The organism is Neobacillus bataviensis LMG 21833, assembly GCF_000307875.1.
Lineage (GTDB): Bacteria > Bacillota > Bacilli > Bacillales > Cytobacillaceae > Neobacillus > Neobacillus bataviensis.
The window spans coordinates 27,871-45,940 of record NZ_AJLS01000063.1; the positions used below are offsets into that span (position 1 = coordinate 27,871).

The following is an 18,070-nucleotide window of genomic DNA, read 5'->3' on the forward strand; positions in this document are numbered from 1 at the left end:
CCACTCCCCTAAAGAAAATAATTGTTTATTTTTTACATAAACATCCCATTGCGCCGTTCATTCTTTTTTGAATTTCATCTATTGCCTCTTCAAAGCGCATCACAACTCCGCCAAAACCTTTTTGGAATTGTTCTGCGTGCTTTAAAGACTCAAATGTTAATACTTGTGGCTGACAACAATTCAAGTTGAAATCTGTGTCCATTAGATAATAAGCCATTTTGGCACTAATGGTAGAATTCTGCAGAAAATCACGGCAGATAATTTGCGATACATCCTTTTCGATATCCTTGTACCTTAATAAACCACAATGCGGACAGCATAATTGCTCCACTTTTAAATCATTGGTAATGATTTGAAAAGGATGACGATTATGTAATTCTTTTAGACAATAATTACAGGTATTTGAAGACATTTGAGAAACTGGTGCTAACGAAATGCCCCCAGAAGTTTTAATAATTTGTCCTTCATCTAATAATGGTCTAATATCCCGATACACCGTCATCTCAGAAACATGTAAACGGCCGCTAATTTCAGCAATGGATAATGAGCCCACTTCTTTTAACCATTTTAACAACTGTTGCCTCCGTTCAATCGGTAACATTTTCATCCCCTCTTTATTCTAAATGACCGCTCCCATGGCTCTAGTTTAACCGAGGTAAACGATGTAAACAATATAACAATATGAATAATTTGTGAATTATTGTTGAACTTTCACATTTTTAAACAAAAACTAACATAACCATTATTATGCCCCTTTTGAGAAAAGAAAAATAAAAAAACCGAATGGAGGATCCCAAACGGTTCTAAATGTTTAATTACGGCCAAGAATCCCCAGTCCAATGGATTGGGGATTCTTTTTAATAGAAGTAGGTTCGTTAGTAATTGAATTACGAAATTTTCTTTAATTCCTCTGTTAGTTTGAGGAACAATTCTTTGTTGCCATCTTGTAATGTTTGGTCGATTTCCTTACGGATCTTTTCCTTTTTAAATTCAAGCAGGACATTGTTTAAGAACATCTCAGCGACTGCAGCATCTGTATACTCTTCCGAATGTTGTGGTGAATTTAGTAATTTCTTTTCCATGGAAATCAACTCCTTGAGCTTTTTTTTATTATACCTTTAGTTTTCTAAAAATTCAAACACTTTATTTTACTTTTCAAAAATATTTTTTATTTGTTTTATTAATTAATGAATTTGGCTTTCGAATAAGGTGTTTCTTTGGTTGAATTTTGTGATAACATTTAATAATAATCCATTGGCAATGAGCAGGGCTGCACCAATTATAAGAAGTATGAAGGGACTTAGGAAAAACAGACCGCTCACTTGGCTAATTAAAAGGCCAACAACCGGTAATACCAAAAGCCCACCAAATTGCTGTGCTTCCTGAAAAGATTTCACCCTTGCAGAAACGAGCACATTTAAAATGATATTAAAGATTACCAGCGCGGGAATCACCCACAACATTAAAATGAGCCATGTGGAATTTAAAAATAAAATTTCTTTGAAATATGGATAGGTAATGAAATTAACAATAATTGCGCTAACTATAAAGGCAGCAAATGATATCAGTAAGGATGGAATTAAGGAAGCAATAACCTTTCCTAAGAATAATTCACTTACGGAAATGGGCGCAAACAACAATGTTTCTAGTGTGTTTCTTTCCTTTTCTCCGGCAAAACTATTCGAGGCCGTTACCATCGAATTGATGATTGCGACTAGTAAGAAAAAAGGAATCATCATAAAGTTTAAAAAGAAATAAACTGATTGATATCCCAAATTCGGTAAGGCTGCAAGCGTGTTTCGTATGTGCTCATTTGGAAAGCTCCTTATAAGGTCATTAATTGGTTTTTCCAAATCCTTGGAGGAATCGCCAATTAAACCCGTATGGATGCCAATGTAAGCAAAGATTGTCGGAAAAATAATACAAAGGAGTAATGGAAGAATAATCATCGGAACCCAAATCTTTTTGGAAGAAAAGGTCGCCTTAAGATCTTTCCGGGCAATGGCCGATATGATTTGTTTATTCATAGTCTTCACCTCTTATTTTAAAGTAAAGGGCTTCAAGACTCCTGTTGGTAATTTCACTTGAGTGCACCCATGTTTCTTTAAGAATTCCCTGAAGCAGCTGGGTAATTTCATATTTTGAAGGTAACGTGAATTCAAGCTGTGTTGGACTTTTTCTTGTGTATTGGAATCCCATGTAAGTTCCGGTGGTATTGGCTAGTTTTAGACCCGTTTCGACCAATAGCTTAATCTCTGTTAAATACTTCTCTTCCAGATCTCTTCTAGTTCCCTTTTCAATAATCCGACCTTCTTGTAAAAACAAGAAAGAATCACAAATTGTTTCAAGCTGGTGGAGGACATGAGAGCAAATAACAATGGTTACCCCTTCCTCTTTATTTACCTTCTTTAATAAATGCATCACATCATTAATTCCCTCCGGATCTAATCCGTTGGTTGGTTCATCTAGAAATAAAACTTTAGGTTTATGAAGAAGGGCCTTTGCTAAGGTTATTCTTTTTTTCATCCCTGTCGAATACGTTCCAACCAATTGGTCTTTTTTATCCCATTTCAAATTGTTCAAGTAAATGGGTGATGCGCTTTGGATCGTAGGCATTATAAATCTTAGAAAAAAAGACTAGATTGTCCCATGCACTCATGTCATGGTATAAGGCTGCGCTCTCTGTCACGATACCTGACTTCCTTCTAATTTCATCCCCCTGCGTTTTGGGATCATAATTCATCACCTTCATATTTCCATTTGTAGCCTCAATGACCCCATTAAGCAAACGGATCATCGTCGTCTTTCCCGCACCATTTGGCCCTAAAAGACCATTGATACTTCCCTCCTCAATCGAAAAAGAAACATCCTTCAGAATGGGACGGCCATTAAACAGTTTATCCACTTGAAAAACCTCAATAATATTCAAACCATCACTCCCTTAATATTGGTGTCAGGCACCAAAAAAACATTCTCACCATTTTAAATAGCAATTTGACTTAATATTATCAGATTTGCATAGGAGATTTGTACTAATATTTTGAAGAGTCACAAATCAATTCCCGTATTTCCATTTGTCTTTTCTCATTTTTTTTGATGGAAGGATTGATAATTGGGGTATATTAATTTTAATTATTTACAACTAGGAACAGGAGGAAGGATAAATGGAACAAGCCGTATTCACTGGCTGTCAACCGGTCAATAACATTAATGTCTATTATGAATTTTATCCACACCAAACATCAAAAAAAACGTTTGTTTTATTGCATGGTTTTCTTTCTTCCACCTTTACATTCCGCCATTTAATTTCTCTTTTAAAGAAAGAATATCAAGTGTTGTCGATTGATCTTCCCCCTTTTGGTAAAAGTGCGAAATGCAATCAATATGTGTATTCTTATAAGAATCTTGCTCAAACTGTCATCACACTTACAGAATCATTAGGGTTAAAAAAAATGACCTTTATTGGTCATTCCATGGGTGGGCAAATAGTTCTAAATATCCTGCATATGATGCCAGAGCTTGCCGACAAAGCTATTCTTCTTTGCAGCTCAGCCTATCTAAAGCGTTTTAAATTGCCATTAATCATCTCCAGTTACATTCCCTATTTCCATTTATTTGTGAAGTATAAGTTTGCCCGAATGGGAGTGAAGAAAAACTTAGAGGATACACTTTATAACCACGCTATCATCAATGATGAAATGATTAATGGCTACCTTGAGCCATTTTTACAAGATGAAATTTTCGTGGCACTTACCAGAATGATTCGTGACCGCGAGGGGGATCTTCCTGCCTGCATTCTTAGACAAATTAAAACCCCCTGCCTATTGCTTTGGGGGGATCATGATAAATCGATGCCACTTAAAGTCGGAGAACAGCTTAACAAAGATTTAGCCAACTCGGAACTGATCATTTTAAAAGAAACTGGCCATGCACTCCCAGAAGAACGTCCCATTGAGGTATTCGAATATATCAAAAGTTTTATAGGATCATTTAAAACGGCAGCCGATTAGAAGTGGGTTCGGCTGCCATTTTGAATTTATTTATTTCTTGGGACAAGAAAAATGTAGGAAAGGACTGCACTCCCACCAGCACATAAAATCACAATTCCCATTGGAATAGCCGTTTGCCCTCCCCCTATCCCAACAAGCGGTGCTACGAGCGCACCCATTGCAAGTGACAAAACCCCTAACAGAGCGGAAGCGCTGCCCGCATTTTTCCCTTGGCTTTGCATAGCAAGTGAAAATCCTGATGTATTCACCATTCCAACACTTGAAACGACAAAAAATAACGGCAGCAAAATAAGAAATAAACTTGCATGTAAATACAAAAGAGTAAGTAACACAATTCCTCCGATTAAGGATGCTCCCAATCCGAAAACAAAAAGCTTGGACTCGTGAACCCTTCCAGCCAGTCTGCCGGTTGTTTGACTGGCGATTACAATCCCTACACCATTGATGGCAAAAATCAGACTAAACAATTGTGGGGAACCGCCATATATATTTTGCACAACAAAAGGGGAGCCAGATATATAGGCAAACATGGCAGCAAAAACAAGTCCTTGAGCAAGAGCGTAGCCGAAGAAGCTGCGATCCGTAATTAAATTCCAAAAGGTACTGAATGTATTTTTTATTCCACCTGCTGATCTTCTTTCATTCTGAAGTGTCTCCGGTAAACCGAAATATACGACAAAAAACATAACTAATCCCACTATGCTTAAGACCACAAACACGCCTTGCCAAGGAACCATTTTAAGAAGTTGTGCACCCAATACAGGCGCCAAAATCGGGGCAACACCATTAACTAATGCAAGCAATGCGAAGAATTTTGTTAATTCTGGGCCGGAATATAAATCGCGGACGATTGCCCTTGAGATGACAATCCCGGCGGAACCTGCTAACCCCTGTACGAACCGTAATCCAATTAGTGTCCAGATTGAAGGACTGAATACGCACAATAGTGAAACGACAAAATAGGTTATCAATCCAATAAGAAGCGGCAAGCGGCGACCGCGAACATCACTGATTGGTCCTGCCAATAACTGCCCAAAAGATAACCCGAGTAAGAAAAAGGTTAAACTTAATTGAACAAGTGACTGACTTGCATGAAAATCTTTTGCCAGTTCAGGAAGCGCTGGCAAATACATATCAATGGATAACGGGCCAAACCCTGCTAATGTTCCCAATACAGCTGCCATCCATAGCCTTTTTGAGCGAGAGATTCCCTCACTATTTATTACGTTATTTAAAGGTTCTCCCATTTAGTGAATCAATTCCTTTCAAATTTTTATAAAAAGCCGAACAGGATTGGCGTCCATTCCCTTCAACCCAATAAAAAAATAATAGTACATTATTCAGAAAAATAAAACTAATTTGTGCTATTGAAATAAAATAAGGTATTTTTACGGTGTACCACACCGTAAAAATACCTTATTTAAACCATCCCTTTTCTTTTGATTGGGTGATGGCTTCAATGCGATTTTTTACCTCAAGTTTATCTAAAATAATGGAAATGTAGTTCCGTACAGTTCCAGTTTTAATGCTCAATTCTTCGGCGATTTCTTTCGTATTCTTCCCATCTGCAACAAGCTCCAACACTTCTTTTTCCCGATCAGTTAGCGGATTTTCTTCGCCATACACATCGTCCATTAATTCCGGTGCAAAAATCCGTCTGCCCGCCATCACGTTTCGAATGGAGCTTGCCAGCTCTTCACTTGGACTATCCTTCAACAAATAGCCGCTAACACCAGCCTTTAACGCACGTTGAAAATAACCTGTGCGGGCGAAGGTAGTTAAAATAATTACCTTGCAACCAAGGCCTTTAATCTCCTCTGCGGCCTCAAGACCACTCTTACCCGGCATTTCAATATCCATAATGCAGACATCAGGCAGAAATTTCTTTACTAACGTAACGGCCTCTTCGCCGTTTGAGGCTTTTCCGATTACTTCCATATCCTCTTCTAAATTAAGCAATGAGCCAAAAGCACCTAAAAGCATTTGCTGGTCTTCGGCAATGACGATTCTAATCATTTTCGCCCCTCCTTTTCAAATGGCTTGACATCATTCGGTACGCTAATAATTAATGTAGTTCCATTCTTAGTCAATAGCTTTAAATTGCCATTAATAAATTCCAGCCGTTCTTTCATCCCAATCAGTCCATGACCCTCCGCTAAAATCCCCGTTTTATCCTTAAAAACACCGTCATCACGAATCGTCATCACTGTTTCCTTCCCCGATTGTTCGATTGAAATGAAACAGGTGTTGGCTTCACTATGTTTCACCACATTGTTTACGGCCTCTTTCAAACACATACTTAATATATTCTCAGTTAGCAGCGACACATTTACCAAGGTGAATTCACCTTCACTTACGAAATTGATTTGAGCCGCTTTGATTATTTGTTTAACCCGAAGAATCTCATCCTTCAAGCGAATACCCCGCATCGAAGAAACCATTTTCCTAACTTCGCTTAACGCTGTTCGGGCTGTCTGTTGAACATCCTTTAATTCCTGGCGCGCCTGCTCTGGATCCTTCACAATCAATCTCCGGGCTAAATCAGACTTCAAACCAATCAATGAGAGTTTTTGCCCAAGCGTATCATGAAGGTCACGAGCAATTCGATTCCGCTCCTCTATTTTGATGAGCTCAGAAATTCTTTTGTTTGCATCCTCGAGCTTTTCTTCCAGTTGCCCCCGCTCCTTCCGATTATAAATACTAAACGGTAGAAGGATAACACTAATCCAAATGATAATAACAAAAGGCAGCTGTGTTAAAAATAACTTCTCATGTATGACGATATTATAGTTAATCGAAGCAGAGGTACTAATCAAATGAATAAAATACAAGGTAAAAAAGGGAATCCGATCTTTAATATTCCCGATAAAATAGGCTAAGAAAAAAGCAAAATAAACATAGCTGAAAAGGCTTGACGCTGTGATGGAGATTCCAATGAGAATCAATGTCCATAGGTATACCGGCCAGCCTTTAGAAATAAACGCAATCCGGTAGAGGATAAAGAACACAAGGGTAAGTAAAATCCCCACAACTATTTTAATAGCGGAGGAGGATTGGAAAATAAAGTAAAATGGTAATATTGCAAGAATAGTCCAAGTATATGGCGCAATGCCATTATTTTTTTGGAAAGTGAAATACCTTTTAATCATAACGAGACCTCATTTGCAAAATGAATTGTCTTACTTACTCTATATTACCGTACAGTGCCTTCATTTTCCTCTATTATATTTTCTATTTTAGCTGAAATCCCTACATCTTTAAACCTTACAAGCTTTTTACCTTCCTCATCCGAAATATGGATCTTTGGCCTGTTTCATATATGTAATTTACATATATAAGGTAATAAAATGTTTATCGTCATGATATACTTAACTAATCTGAATATTATAAATGTTTACACCTCGCAAATCTAGGCAACATATGTTATTAAAAACATTAGGAGGAATCCAAGTTGGGAGAATTATTTAAGCTATGCTCCGATATTCCTTATTTGCGGTTTGGCGCTGGTGAACCTTTAGTTTTTATTCATGGTCTTGGAGAGGTAAAAGAGGGCTGGTCAAACCAGTTTGACTTTGCTGAACAATACGACTTAATTATACCGGATTTACGCGGACACGGTGAGTATCAATCACCTGGTGAAATCTCAATTAAACACTTTGCCGATGACATCATTACTCTTTTAAAAGGTCTTGGAATTGAAAGCGCGCACATTTGCGGATTATCGATGGGTGGCATGGTTGCGCAAGAAATTTATCGCCAGGCCCCTAAAATGTGCCGTTCATTAATGCTTGTCAGCACCTTCCATTATGCCCCGAAAAATCTTGGAAAGCTATTTTTAAAATACCGCCAGGCCCGTGCTGAAAATAAATCCCCAGAAGTCCTGAGAGAAACAGCTGCAAAGATATGTCTTTATTCCTGGACAAGAGAGAATTTCGAAGACTTTTATCAATTTTACAGGCCAAATAGCGAATTCTATTTCAAATCAATGGAGGCCTGCCTAAAAGTAAATAATTTAGGATTACTGCCTAAAATTAATGTCCCTACATTAATCATAGGTGGACAATATGATTCTGTCATTCCTGTTTGGGTTCAATTGTTGATGCACAAACAAATTCCCCATTCAGAATTTGTCATTTTTAGGAATACCGGCCATATTGCAAAACTCGAAGCCAAGGATGATTTTAACAAAGTACTGCGCAATTTTTTAAATAAGCACAAAATGGCAAGCTAAGGGGGAAGGACTAATCCTTCCCCTCTTTATTTGCCTATTAATAATATATTTACTTGTACCCAAATTTATTACAAAATTCTGTTAAAGTTGATTTGAACGGCTTGATGCCCACTGATCAACAATTTTAGCGAACAGTCCGGAAAGGGCTAAACTAACATGGCCAGCTTCAACCGAAACATAGGTTTTATCCTCGCTTGAGGCTAAGTCCATTAGTGGTTTACTTTGCTCTTCCAAAATCAAATTGTCTCTAGACCCGGAAACTACATATAGATTTGCCGTGATATTTTTTAAGTCTACCTTTTTATTGCCAATCATCAATTCGCCTTTAACAAGCTTATTTTCTTTAAAAAGATCATTGGCTAATTGTTTATAGGCTTCACCGGCAAAAGGAACTTGATCACGTGTCCATCTATTCATCCTGCGCCACTTATCTACATAGCGCTGATCATGTGCTCGACTTAACAGCATGGTATAGTTCGTAAAATAAATTGGTGCTCCTATTGCTCTGAACATCCCCTCTACTAATTGTGGCGGGACAACCCCATAAGCGTCAATAAAGCGGTCAATATTTATATCGCCCTGTCTCATGCCTTCTGCCCATTGATCTGGCCCGATAAAAGGTTTGAAATCAATCGGTACTGTTGCCACAACCAAGTTTTTTATCGGCTCATCAGCTATCGAAGCGTAGATGGATGCAATCGTACCCCCTAAGCAATAACCGATAAGGGTAATTTCTTCCGCCCCTGAATGGCGTATTGCCCGCTTGACAGCTGTCCTTAGGTATTTTTCAATATACGTATCGAGACCCATTTTTTTGTCTTCATAGCCAGGGGAACCCCAATCTAATAAATACACCTCATAACCCATGTTGGTAAGTCCTTCAATGACACTTGCCTTTGGGGCGATATCTAAGATATATGGTTTATTAAAAAGGGAATACACGAAAAATAATGGGATTTCATATTTTTTCTGTTTCGCTGGATAATGCCATAAAACCGATTTATTTTTTCGCCATACTTCAGTTCTTGGTGTATGACCAATCTTCGGCTCCGGTTCACTAAAAACCTTAAACAGCTGTTCCCAGCGCTTCTTTTCTTTCTCAACATCCAATTCTTGAATGTATTCTTTAAAAGGTGATTCTATCGCCAAGGTGTTTTCCGCTCCCTTCTATTAATTTCCTGAACCGGTACCAGTTAATACCGGTTCTGCCGCCCTGTCCTGTTTAATAAGACCTTTAATTGTCTCAAATTCCTCTTTAAAATCATTAAGTTTCAATAATTCAAATTTCAATTCCTGAAGTTCAGCATGTAAATCCTTGTTATCGGCCAGTTCCTTTTTTGTTTTCACTAACTCTGTTTTCAACTGCTTTGTTAGTTTAATAATTTCCTTGGATACCTCGACAACACTTTCAATCTCTTTACTTTGGGATTTCACGGAATCCTGCAGCTCCCAAATTTGCTCCTCTAAAGCTTCGACTTTTTCTTCTGCTTGAAGGGTTAGGCTGGCTACATTCGTCACATCGTTTTTAGTAGGCAAATTTAACATACTTGCGATTGCCTCTTGGTTTTTTTTGAATGTTTCAAGTGAACGGGAGTGAAGTTCCGTCCCTAAATGAGACATTTTCACAAATTCTTTATTATTTGTCCAAAGATAGATAAAATCATTGACCTGTTTTTCCCATAATAAGCTAAACTTATGAAGGGATTCATATGGATCGTATGGCTTTTTCCCAGACATCTACATTCACCTCGTTATGCTTTTGTTAACTCAGATACACTTTTCATATACTTTTGAAACGGGAACATCGCTGTTTTTACTTGCTTTGCAAACAAATTTACAAATAATTTTTGATTTTCATATAAGACATTCGTTGTTTTCTTCACACTTTCAATATACTTTTCTCTCGATTTTTTTCTGAAAGAAATATATTGTTCAACGGTTTCTAAGTACTTATCGAGGGCTTGAAATTGGCCAGTTGTTAGCGCTTGTGCTGGTGTTAACAATAATTGAGTAGTTTTGTTTTGAATGTCTTCCACAACTTGATTAATTTCCTCATATGATTTAACCGGGAAGAAATGCTGTAATGGCGTTGTGGTTGCTAGGAATTCCTCGCGAGCCGCCTTCTCCCAGTCCTTAAGCTCCACACTAAATTGAGCTGCAATCGTGATCACATTTTCTTGATTCTGTTTCACTTTTTCGACGAAGTTCCTCACTGCCTCTAGGAAACGTTCATCACGTTTATTAAAACGCTCAGCCCATGCATCTACTTCGTCAAAACCAAGCTTCCATAATAGGTCAAGGCTCGTTAGCTCCTTATCCATGCTGCCCTCAGTTTCTTGACTTTCTAGTATTTTTTCGTTTGTTTCAGTCATTGTCGCTCTCCTCCAAATCAAATTCATTATGAAATAATAGTTTTAATTCTTGCAGTTCTTTTTCAAGTGTATTGACATTATCGTCATGTATTGCCCTTACTTCATCTTTTAGAAAAATAAACCATTCATCCCACGATTCCCGAACCATTCTTAGCTGGATATAATTTTCCTTTAGGATCTTATTAAGGTGATAAATGGAGTCATCCAAAAGATCAATCTTTTCTTCACAATCTATAATTCTGTTAGAAATAGCGGCTAGTTCATCTTTATTCACAAGTCCTTGGCGATTTAACCACCTAGTTGTTAACCTTCTGTGAATCCTTGCCTTTTTCAGATGTGCCTCCATTTCCCTTCCAAATGCCATCGTAAAGGTTCGTGTATTGGTCTCTGCATGGATTCTATTATTCATCTGTGCTTCGATTTTTTTATAGATTGAAACGAGATCACAATGCTTAGAATCCATGACTCCCCCTCTTAACTAACCAGTTGGTATGTTTACCTAAACATAATAAATACAAGTCATTAAGTCAATCATAATATTACATTAATATTGAAAAATTATTGAACACCGGCAGTCGTTCCGCCATCAACAACCAAAACATGGCCAAAAACATAATCTGAAGCATCTGAAGCTAAAAACAACGCCGGCCCTTTCATATCATCATCTGATCCGAAGCGGCCTGCAGGTGTCCGCTCAAGAATCTTTTCTCCTGAATAATCCAAGATAGCTTTTGCCATCTTTGTTGGGAAAAATCCTGGGGCAATCGCATTTACATGGACATTGTATGGAGCCAATTTAACAGCTAAATCCTTTGTAAAGGTAATGACGGCACCCTTACTGGCAGAATAGCCAATCGCATCCATTACTAATGGGTCTTGCCCGCCCATACCGGCAATCGAAGCAATATTAATAATCTTACCGGATTTTTGTTCGACCATAATTTTCCCCACAGCCTGAGAAAATAGGAAAACGGCTTTAAGGTTAATATCCATCACCTTATCCCATTTATCGGCAGGCATCTCGAGCGCAGGCGCCCCCCAGCTAGTCCCGCTATTATTGACTAAAATGTCAATCCGGCCAAATTCTTTCATCGTTTGGTCTACCACATGCTGGATGTCATCCGAATTGGATACATCACATTTTAAGGCAAGTGCACGAACCCCTTTTTCTTGAAGTGCTTCAGTAAATTGCTTGCAGGCATCGACATTCCTTGAGCAAACAACGATATTGGCCCCTGCTTCCGCGTAGGCAATGGCAATTTGCTGCCCTAAGCCTCTTCCGCCGCCAGTAACAATCGCGGTTTTCCCTTTTAAGCTAAATAAATCTTGAATATTCATTTTCTCCACTTCTTTCTATTAAGCTTTTACTTTCATTTTCTCCTGATCTTTCAGTACTCTTCTTAATAGTTTTCCAACCGTTGATTTAGGCAGGTCTTCTCGTATTTCTACATCCTTTGGCGCCTTATACGGTGCAAGGTTTTCCTTACCATATTGTTTGATTTCCTCTTCGGAAATCATTTGTCCCGGTTTTAGCTTGACATAGGCCTTCACTGTTTCCCCGCGATAAGGATCAGGTACACCGACAACAAGTACTTCTTCAATCTCATGAAGCTGATAAAGAACTTCCTCGATTTCGCGCGGATAAACATTGTAGCCGCTTGCAATAATCATGTCCTTTTTCCGATCAAGGATATAAAAATAGCCTTCCTCATCCATTTTGCCAATATCACCAGTAAATAACCAGCCATCCTTCAATACGGCAGCAGTCTCTTCAGGAAGATTCCAGTAGCCTTTCATTACCTGCGGGCCTTGGACAATTAACTCACCCTCTTCTCCAACAGGTGCATCAATGTAACCATCATCTGTTTCTTGAACGATTCGAACAGTTGTGCTTTGAACAGGGATGCCGATACTGCCATATTTTCTAGGCACGAACGGCGGGTTAAAAATAACGGTTGGGGCTGCTTCAGAAAGTCCATATCCATCCAAGAGCATGGCACCTGTACGCTTTTCGAATAATTTCGCTGCTTCCACTGGCAATGGTGCACCGCCACAGCTTATATAGTAAAGATCATCAAAGCCGCTTTCCTCTAGTCCAGGGCTAGAGTTTAAGGCAAAAAACATCGTAGGTACGCCTGACATTTGGAAAGGCTTTTCCCGCTTAACGATCTCCATAATCTCTTTCGGATCAAAGCGGGGTAGCAAGATTTGGTTCGCACCTTCTCTAATTCCGCATAGGGCAGTACTAGAAAGTCCGTAAACATGGAACATCGGAAGGACAGTAATCATTTTAAAATCTTCCGGCTTATCCTCACAGGTTTTATAGGCAAAATCACAGACTTGATTGAAATTTGCTAAAAGGTTTGTGTGTGTAAGCATAACGCCTTTGGAAAGCCCAGTAGTTCCCCCCGTATACTGCAAAAGGGCAACATCCTCATCACGATTAATCTCAACATCAGGTATGTTAAGCTCGCAGTTAAGGAATGCATCAAAATAACAGTCACCCTCGGCAAGGTCAATCTTCTGACCGCCAAAGCTAACCACAATTATTTTTTTTAACGATGTTTTTGGCTGAGCCTTTTTTACTTTTGGATATAATGCATCCAGAACGACTATGTATTCCGAACCAGAATCATTTAAAACGTGTTCGATCTCTCTTTCAACATACATTGGATTCACTTGAACTGCGATACCCCCAAGACGAAAAACGGCAAAAAGGGTAAAAATATAATGCGGGGCATTCGGAAGCATGATCGACAGCCGATCCCCCTTTTTAAAGCCCTCTTTATGTAGAGCAGAGGCTAAACGATCGGTTAATGCTTTTGTTTCATTAAAGCTTACGACCTTACCAAAGAAGGTAAATGCCGGTTTATTTTGATAACGGTTTGCTGCATCTTCTAAGAAATCATAAAGTGAAAAATGTTCAATACTGACATGTTCTTCAATTCTTGAGTCATAAGTGTTCAACCACGGCTTTTGCTGATAAACCATAAACAACGATGCCTCCTAAAATTTTTGATCATATCAATACTCCTTTTAAAGCTGTTACATTTCTTGGATGTCATCGAATACCGTATTAATTAGAATATTAATATAATTATGATTATTGTCGTAAAATGTTGTTTTGTAAACCAATCATTATCGACATTTTTCCGCAATTGAACAGGCTGACCTAAAATATTTAATTTACCACTCTTGAAATTCCTTATTTAGATACATTCTCTTTATTAATCACTCTACCAATCACGAAGGATAGTGACGAAATTTGTCGGAAAATATTCCCTTAACGAGAAACCGCTTTCATAAAAAATATCAATTTTAACTTATGCTTAACATGATTTTCAAAACATATATAATATATCCCTATAAGACTTTTATTTGTTTTAAGACAGAATAAATATCATTTTGTTTTACTCCGAAATACTTGTTTGGTTTTCTAAGCAATCTTCCTTGTTTTAGTTCTTCTGATGTTCCTATCCTCATATAATCTACTATTATCTGGAAGAAGAGGAGTGTTGTTTGACATGCCAATAACGAAGGCGAATGGAATTGACCTTTATTATGAAATCCATGGTGAAGGCGAACCATTATTACTAATTATGGGATTGTCACTTGATTCAAAATCATGGTTTAGAACAGTACCTGCCTTAAGTGAGAAATACAAGGTCATTATCTTTGATAATCGTGGTGTAGGACAAAGCGGTAAACCAAATAGCCCATATTCCATCGAGCTTATGGCGGAAGATGCACGGGCTGTTTTAGATGCTGCAGGTGTTGAAGCTGCACACGTATATGGAATTTCGATGGGGGGAATGATTGCCCAAAGGCTCGCCATTAAATATCCCGAACGAATTCGTTCCCTTATTTTAGGCTGCACAACCCCTGGCGGTGCTAGTAGTGTACAAGCAAGCGCCGATGTCTCCATGCTTATGCTTTCAAGGGCTTCTTCCATTGCTACACCTGAAGAAATGGCCTGGGCCACAGCCCCTATTCTATACAGCCAATCCTTTATTGAAAATCATCGCAATTTTGTCGCAGAAGATATCCAAAAGCGAATCGAATTACCGGTTCAGCCCTATGCATATATACTCCAGCTTCAAGCCTGCATGGCACATGATTCCTCTGGTGAGCTTGACCAAATTACGGCCCCGACCTTAGTCATACATGGTAATGAAGATAAATTAGTTCCCTATCAAAATGGAGTTACCTTAGCGGAGAATATAAAAGGAGCTGAATTTCTAACCATTCAAGGTGCCGGACATATCTATGTTACCGAAGCAAATGATTTAGTGAACAAAAAGGTACTAGAGTTTCTGGAAAAACAATGAGAACATGAAAATGCCCAATCTTAATGGCGATCGGGCATTTTTCTAATTTAGTTACTTAAAAAACCTGGAAAACAGTGTTAACATAGTTTCAGTAAATAATTAGTGTTCCTGAATAGATAAATCAATCGTTTTAAAAGCGACGCAAAAAGTGGCTAATGAGTAGATCGCTTCGTACAAGCCAAATATGAAAATGGAACTTCCGAAGATGAATAAATTAAATAAAAGAACATATTGCCCAATCGAAAAAGGGGAACGTTTACTAAACAAGATTGCTAATACTTCCGTCCCATCCAAACAGCCACCATACCGAATTGTGATTCCGACACCCAATCCTAAACTGAATCCACCCAGGAAAATCACTAAAATGGGGTTATGAGTTAAAACAGGTATCGGTTCTAGTAGATACGTTCCCGCCGACAGAACAAGGATTGCGAATAGGCTGAGCATGAGAAACCTTCTACCTAGGTAGGTATAAGCAATGATGAAAAAAGGGGTATTCAACAGTAAGAGAAATAAACCTACTTCCTGGCGGGTGATATAGGAGAGAATAATGCTTATGCCAATGATACCCCCATCAATTACGAAATTTTTCACCAAAAATAATTGCAAGGATAGGGCAACAAGAGACGAACCGAAAAAAATAAAACAACCACGCTTATAAAAAGACATATTTTCTGCCCTACTATAGTTTATGTAAAACCTAACCCTTGTCCAATACATATGACTCCCCTTTTATTCAAATTACCCACTAAGTACGGTTAAATATATTCTGCTATCAAAAAAAGATTCTTCTCAGCACAAATAAAAAAATAAAACCCGCTAGAAAGAAACAAAAATAAGTTTGCCACTAGCGGTAGATTAGGAATGGTGTCAGGCACCATTTACTTTATGCTTGTGATGTAAATGGATGTTTAAATTCGGCCGGTAAGGGGATGTTGGTTTGGTTTTTGATAAAGAGGGGATTGCTTGTTTGGTGTTGCTGCTTGTCCAGCTTGGCAACTTCTATTACATCGGGATGAAAGTGGAATACCACTTTATTTATATTTCCTGTGGCTATCTTGGTCAAAATGCCATGAACATTTATTTTCTCCCTACAAACCATATCATAAAGGTGTAAGGTATCGCCTTCAGTTTGATAGATCACAAGCGCCTTTTCCTCCTCAAGGTAATAGAGATCTTGTCCGAATACCATGATACTATAAAACATTAAAAGTTCTTCACCGGTTGATGTTCCAAAGGTTCTCGTACCTGAAATCCTATCAGCCGCCAACGAATAGATGAATGCTAAATCTTTGGAATTCCCGCCGTCTAATTTTTTTATTGTTGGTGGATTAGGTGAGGGCTTATGGCTGTATCCCATAGAAAACTGCACTTCCTCCACTCTTTGAAAACCAAATTTCGGATAAAAGTCTAAAACCGTTTGATTCGCAAATAAATAGATTATGTCAACGTGTTTAAAATCTTCTAAAACCTTCTCCATCAGCCTTCTTGCGAGCCCTTTATCCCGATAATCGGGGTGCGTCATGACCGTACCGATTTGAATCGCCGGTTTAGTTTCATCATTGATTACCAGGTTTAAGAGATTTACAGAAACATTCGCTACGACCATCCCGTTATCTATGTAAGAGTACGGTTGATACTTTTCTGTCCAAAATCCGTGCTGGTACCAAGTTTCAAACTCTATCCCAAACGTGTTTAACGCCAATTGATTAAAGCTGTTCCTTAATTGTTCGTTATCTTGATAGCCTTTTATAAAAGTTAATTTTCTCACGTGGAGCCTCCCTCTTGAAACCTTACTTTTTGGATTTTAAGAAGGACGGGTCAATAATCGACCCGTCCCACCTATTATTTTTTTAACATATGAAATACTTGTTCAACATCTTTATCACCACGGCCGGAGAGGTTCACAATCAACACATCATCGGCTGTTAATTCTTTTGCCAGTTTAATAGCATAGGCAACAGCATGGGAGCTTTCCAATGCCGGAATGATCCCTTCCGTTTTACTTAACAATTGGAAGGCCTCCAATGCCTCTTGACCAGTAACTTTTACGTACTCTGCCCTGCCGCTTGTTTTCAAATAACTATGCTCTGGGCCAACACCAGGATAATCCAAACCTGCAGCGATGGAGTATGTTGGTTTCGGATCACCATTTTCATCAAGTAATGTTAAACATTTAAAGCCATGGATAACCGCAGGAACACCTTCGGATAAGGTCGGTGCTTCCGCTGGTTCGGCTCCAATTAAGCGAACATTTGGCTCTTCGATATAATGAGCAAATGCCCCTATTGCATTACTGCCGCCGCCTGTGCAGGCAATCACAGCTGTTGGCAATTTCCCTTCTTTTTCAAGGATCTGACGCTTTGATTCTTCGCTGATTATCGCCTGGAAGTGTTTGACCATGGTAGGATATGGATGCGGCCCCACCGCCGAACCTAGTAAATAAAAGGTATTTTTATAGTTTTGCACCAGGTCGCCCAATGCTTCATCAACAGCATCCTTTAAACGGCCTTGCCCTTTTTCAACAGGAACAACTTTTGCACCCAATAATTCCATTCGAAAGACATTCAAAGCCTGACGCTCAGTGTCCAGTTTACCCATATAAATAATACATTCCATCCCAAACATCGCGCATGCTGTGGCCGTCGCAACCCCGTGCTGTCCAGCCCCGGTTTCCGCGATAATCCGCTTCACACCCATCCGTTTTGCTAGTAAAATTTGTCCAATCGCATTATTAATTTTATGGGAACCTGTATGGTTTAAATCCTCACGTTTGAGATACATCTTTGCACCGCCAATTTGCTTCGTTAAATTTTCGGCAAATGTCAGCGGATTTTCCCGGCCAATATATTCTTTCAAATAATATTTATATTCTTCAATGAATTCCGGATCATCCTTATATTTTAAAAATTGTTCCTCAAGCTCATTCATTACCTGCTGCAAATCCTCAGGGACAAAACTGCCGCCAAACTCTCCAAAATAACCGTTGCTCACTACACTCACTTTTTCCATCCTCGACTCGTCTCCTTCTAAACTATCATTTTGGATCAGTTAACTATAAAGTGATTAACTGAATATTCCACAAATTATCTTATCATACCGTGCCCTTTCTGCCAACTTTCCGACAAC

Annotated in this window: 20 protein-coding genes; 3 read left to right on the forward strand and 17 right to left on the reverse strand. The window is 38.7% G+C overall.

Going from position 1 to position 18,070, the window contains the following annotated elements; all coding sequences use genetic code 11:
- Positions 1 to 25: 25 nt before the first annotated feature.
- The 5 genes from BABA_RS11795 to BABA_RS26025 all read right to left on the reverse strand — a co-directional run bounded on the left by BABA_RS11795 (position 26) and on the right by BABA_RS26025 (position 2,929).
- A complete protein-coding gene (locus tag BABA_RS11795) occupies positions 26 to 601 on the reverse strand; it encodes a DeoR family transcriptional regulator (RefSeq protein WP_007085420.1) in 576 nt (191 codons plus the stop codon).
- Between the two features lie 286 nt (positions 602 to 887).
- Positions 888 to 1,082 (reverse strand): IDEAL domain-containing protein, encoded by a 195-nt coding sequence (locus tag BABA_RS11800; protein ID WP_007085421.1) that lies wholly within the window; start codon positions 1,080 to 1,082, stop codon positions 888 to 890.
- Between the two features lie 102 nt (positions 1,083 to 1,184).
- On the reverse strand, positions 1,185 to 2,027 hold the full coding sequence (locus BABA_RS11805; protein WP_007085422.1) for an ABC transporter permease subunit: 843 nt from the start codon (positions 2,025 to 2,027) through the stop codon (positions 1,185 to 1,187).
- Positions 2,020 to 2,550, reverse strand: coding sequence for an ATP-binding cassette domain-containing protein (locus tag BABA_RS26020; RefSeq protein WP_051186043.1), 531 nt, complete (start codon positions 2,548 to 2,550; stop codon positions 2,020 to 2,022). The genes BABA_RS11805 and BABA_RS26020 overlap by 8 nt, the downstream gene beginning before the upstream one ends.
- A gap of 10 nt (positions 2,551 to 2,560) precedes the next feature.
- Complete coding sequence (locus BABA_RS26025) at positions 2,561 to 2,929, reverse strand: ATP-binding cassette domain-containing protein (RefSeq protein ID WP_051186044.1); 369 nt, start codon at positions 2,927 to 2,929, stop codon at positions 2,561 to 2,563.
- 235 nt (positions 2,930 to 3,164) lie between these two features.
- On the opposite strand from BABA_RS26025, the gene BABA_RS11815 reads away from it, so the two are divergent.
- The gene (locus tag BABA_RS11815) at positions 3,165 to 4,010 is read left to right on the forward strand and encodes an alpha/beta fold hydrolase (protein WP_007085423.1); all 846 of its coding nucleotides are present in this window, start codon (positions 3,165 to 3,167) and stop codon (positions 4,008 to 4,010) included.
- A 26-nt stretch (positions 4,011 to 4,036) separates the two neighbouring features.
- Here the strand turns inward: BABA_RS11815 and BABA_RS11820 are convergent, their stop codons facing one another.
- From BABA_RS11820 to BABA_RS11830, 3 genes are all read right to left on the reverse strand, one after another.
- On the reverse strand, positions 4,037 to 5,257 hold the full coding sequence (locus BABA_RS11820; RefSeq protein ID WP_007085424.1) for a multidrug effflux MFS transporter: 1,221 nt from the start codon (positions 5,255 to 5,257) through the stop codon (positions 4,037 to 4,039).
- A 169-nt stretch (positions 5,258 to 5,426) separates the two neighbouring features.
- Entirely contained in the window at positions 5,427 to 6,026 is a 600-nt protein-coding gene (locus BABA_RS11825; protein WP_007085425.1) for a response regulator transcription factor, read from the reverse strand.
- A complete protein-coding gene (locus BABA_RS11830) occupies positions 6,023 to 7,159 on the reverse strand; it encodes a sensor histidine kinase (protein ID WP_007085426.1) in 1,137 nt (378 codons plus the stop codon). The genes BABA_RS11825 and BABA_RS11830 overlap by 4 nt, the downstream gene beginning before the upstream one ends.
- A 302-nt stretch (positions 7,160 to 7,461) precedes the next feature.
- Between BABA_RS11830 and BABA_RS11835 the strand changes: the two genes are divergently transcribed.
- On the forward strand, positions 7,462 to 8,241 hold the full coding sequence (locus tag BABA_RS11835) for an alpha/beta fold hydrolase (protein ID WP_007085427.1): 780 nt from the start codon (positions 7,462 to 7,464) through the stop codon (positions 8,239 to 8,241).
- An 81-nt stretch (positions 8,242 to 8,322) separates the two neighbouring features.
- On the opposite strand, the gene BABA_RS11840 is transcribed toward BABA_RS11835, so the two are convergent.
- From BABA_RS11840 to BABA_RS11865, 6 genes are all read right to left on the reverse strand, one after another.
- On the reverse strand, positions 8,323 to 9,390 hold the full coding sequence (locus BABA_RS11840; RefSeq protein ID WP_007085428.1) for an alpha/beta fold hydrolase: 1,068 nt from the start codon (positions 9,388 to 9,390) through the stop codon (positions 8,323 to 8,325).
- Between the two features lie 21 nt (positions 9,391 to 9,411).
- Entirely contained in the window at positions 9,412 to 9,978 is a 567-nt protein-coding gene (locus BABA_RS11845) for a hypothetical protein (protein ID WP_007085429.1), read from the reverse strand.
- A gap of 14 nt (positions 9,979 to 9,992) precedes the next feature.
- Positions 9,993 to 10,613 (reverse strand): hypothetical protein, encoded by a 621-nt coding sequence (locus BABA_RS11850; protein WP_007085430.1) that lies wholly within the window; start codon positions 10,611 to 10,613, stop codon positions 9,993 to 9,995.
- The gene (locus BABA_RS11855; protein WP_007085431.1) at positions 10,606 to 11,076 is read right to left on the reverse strand and encodes a hypothetical protein; all 471 of its coding nucleotides are present in this window, start codon (positions 11,074 to 11,076) and stop codon (positions 10,606 to 10,608) included. Before BABA_RS11855 ends, BABA_RS11850 begins: the two co-directional genes overlap by 8 nt.
- 95 nt (positions 11,077 to 11,171) lie before the next feature.
- Positions 11,172 to 11,951: an SDR family oxidoreductase gene (locus tag BABA_RS11860; protein WP_007085432.1), complete on the reverse strand. Its 780-nt coding sequence runs from the start codon at positions 11,949 to 11,951 to the stop codon at positions 11,172 to 11,174.
- A gap of 18 nt (positions 11,952 to 11,969) precedes the next feature.
- The gene (locus BABA_RS11865; protein WP_007085433.1) at positions 11,970 to 13,604 is read right to left on the reverse strand and encodes a long-chain-fatty-acid--CoA ligase; all 1,635 of its coding nucleotides are present in this window, start codon (positions 13,602 to 13,604) and stop codon (positions 11,970 to 11,972) included.
- Between the two features lie 533 nt (positions 13,605 to 14,137).
- On the opposite strand from BABA_RS11865, the gene BABA_RS11870 reads away from it, so the two are divergent.
- Entirely contained in the window at positions 14,138 to 14,941 is an 804-nt protein-coding gene (locus tag BABA_RS11870) for an alpha/beta fold hydrolase (RefSeq protein WP_007085434.1), read from the forward strand.
- Between the two features lie 99 nt (positions 14,942 to 15,040).
- Here the strand turns inward: BABA_RS11870 and BABA_RS11875 are convergent, their stop codons facing one another.
- The 3 genes from BABA_RS11875 to trpB all read right to left on the reverse strand — a co-directional run bounded on the left by BABA_RS11875 (position 15,041) and on the right by trpB (position 17,953).
- The gene (locus BABA_RS11875; protein WP_040346107.1) at positions 15,041 to 15,661 is read right to left on the reverse strand and encodes a YitT family protein; all 621 of its coding nucleotides are present in this window, start codon (positions 15,659 to 15,661) and stop codon (positions 15,041 to 15,043) included.
- A 166-nt stretch (positions 15,662 to 15,827) separates the two neighbouring features.
- Positions 15,828 to 16,712 (reverse strand): GNAT family N-acetyltransferase, encoded by an 885-nt coding sequence (locus BABA_RS11880; protein ID WP_007085436.1) that lies wholly within the window; start codon positions 16,710 to 16,712, stop codon positions 15,828 to 15,830.
- 74 nt (positions 16,713 to 16,786) lie between these two features.
- A complete protein-coding gene (gene trpB, locus BABA_RS11885; RefSeq protein WP_007085437.1) occupies positions 16,787 to 17,953 on the reverse strand; it encodes a tryptophan synthase subunit beta in 1,167 nt (388 codons plus the stop codon).
- Positions 17,954 to 18,070 lie beyond the last annotated feature (117 nt).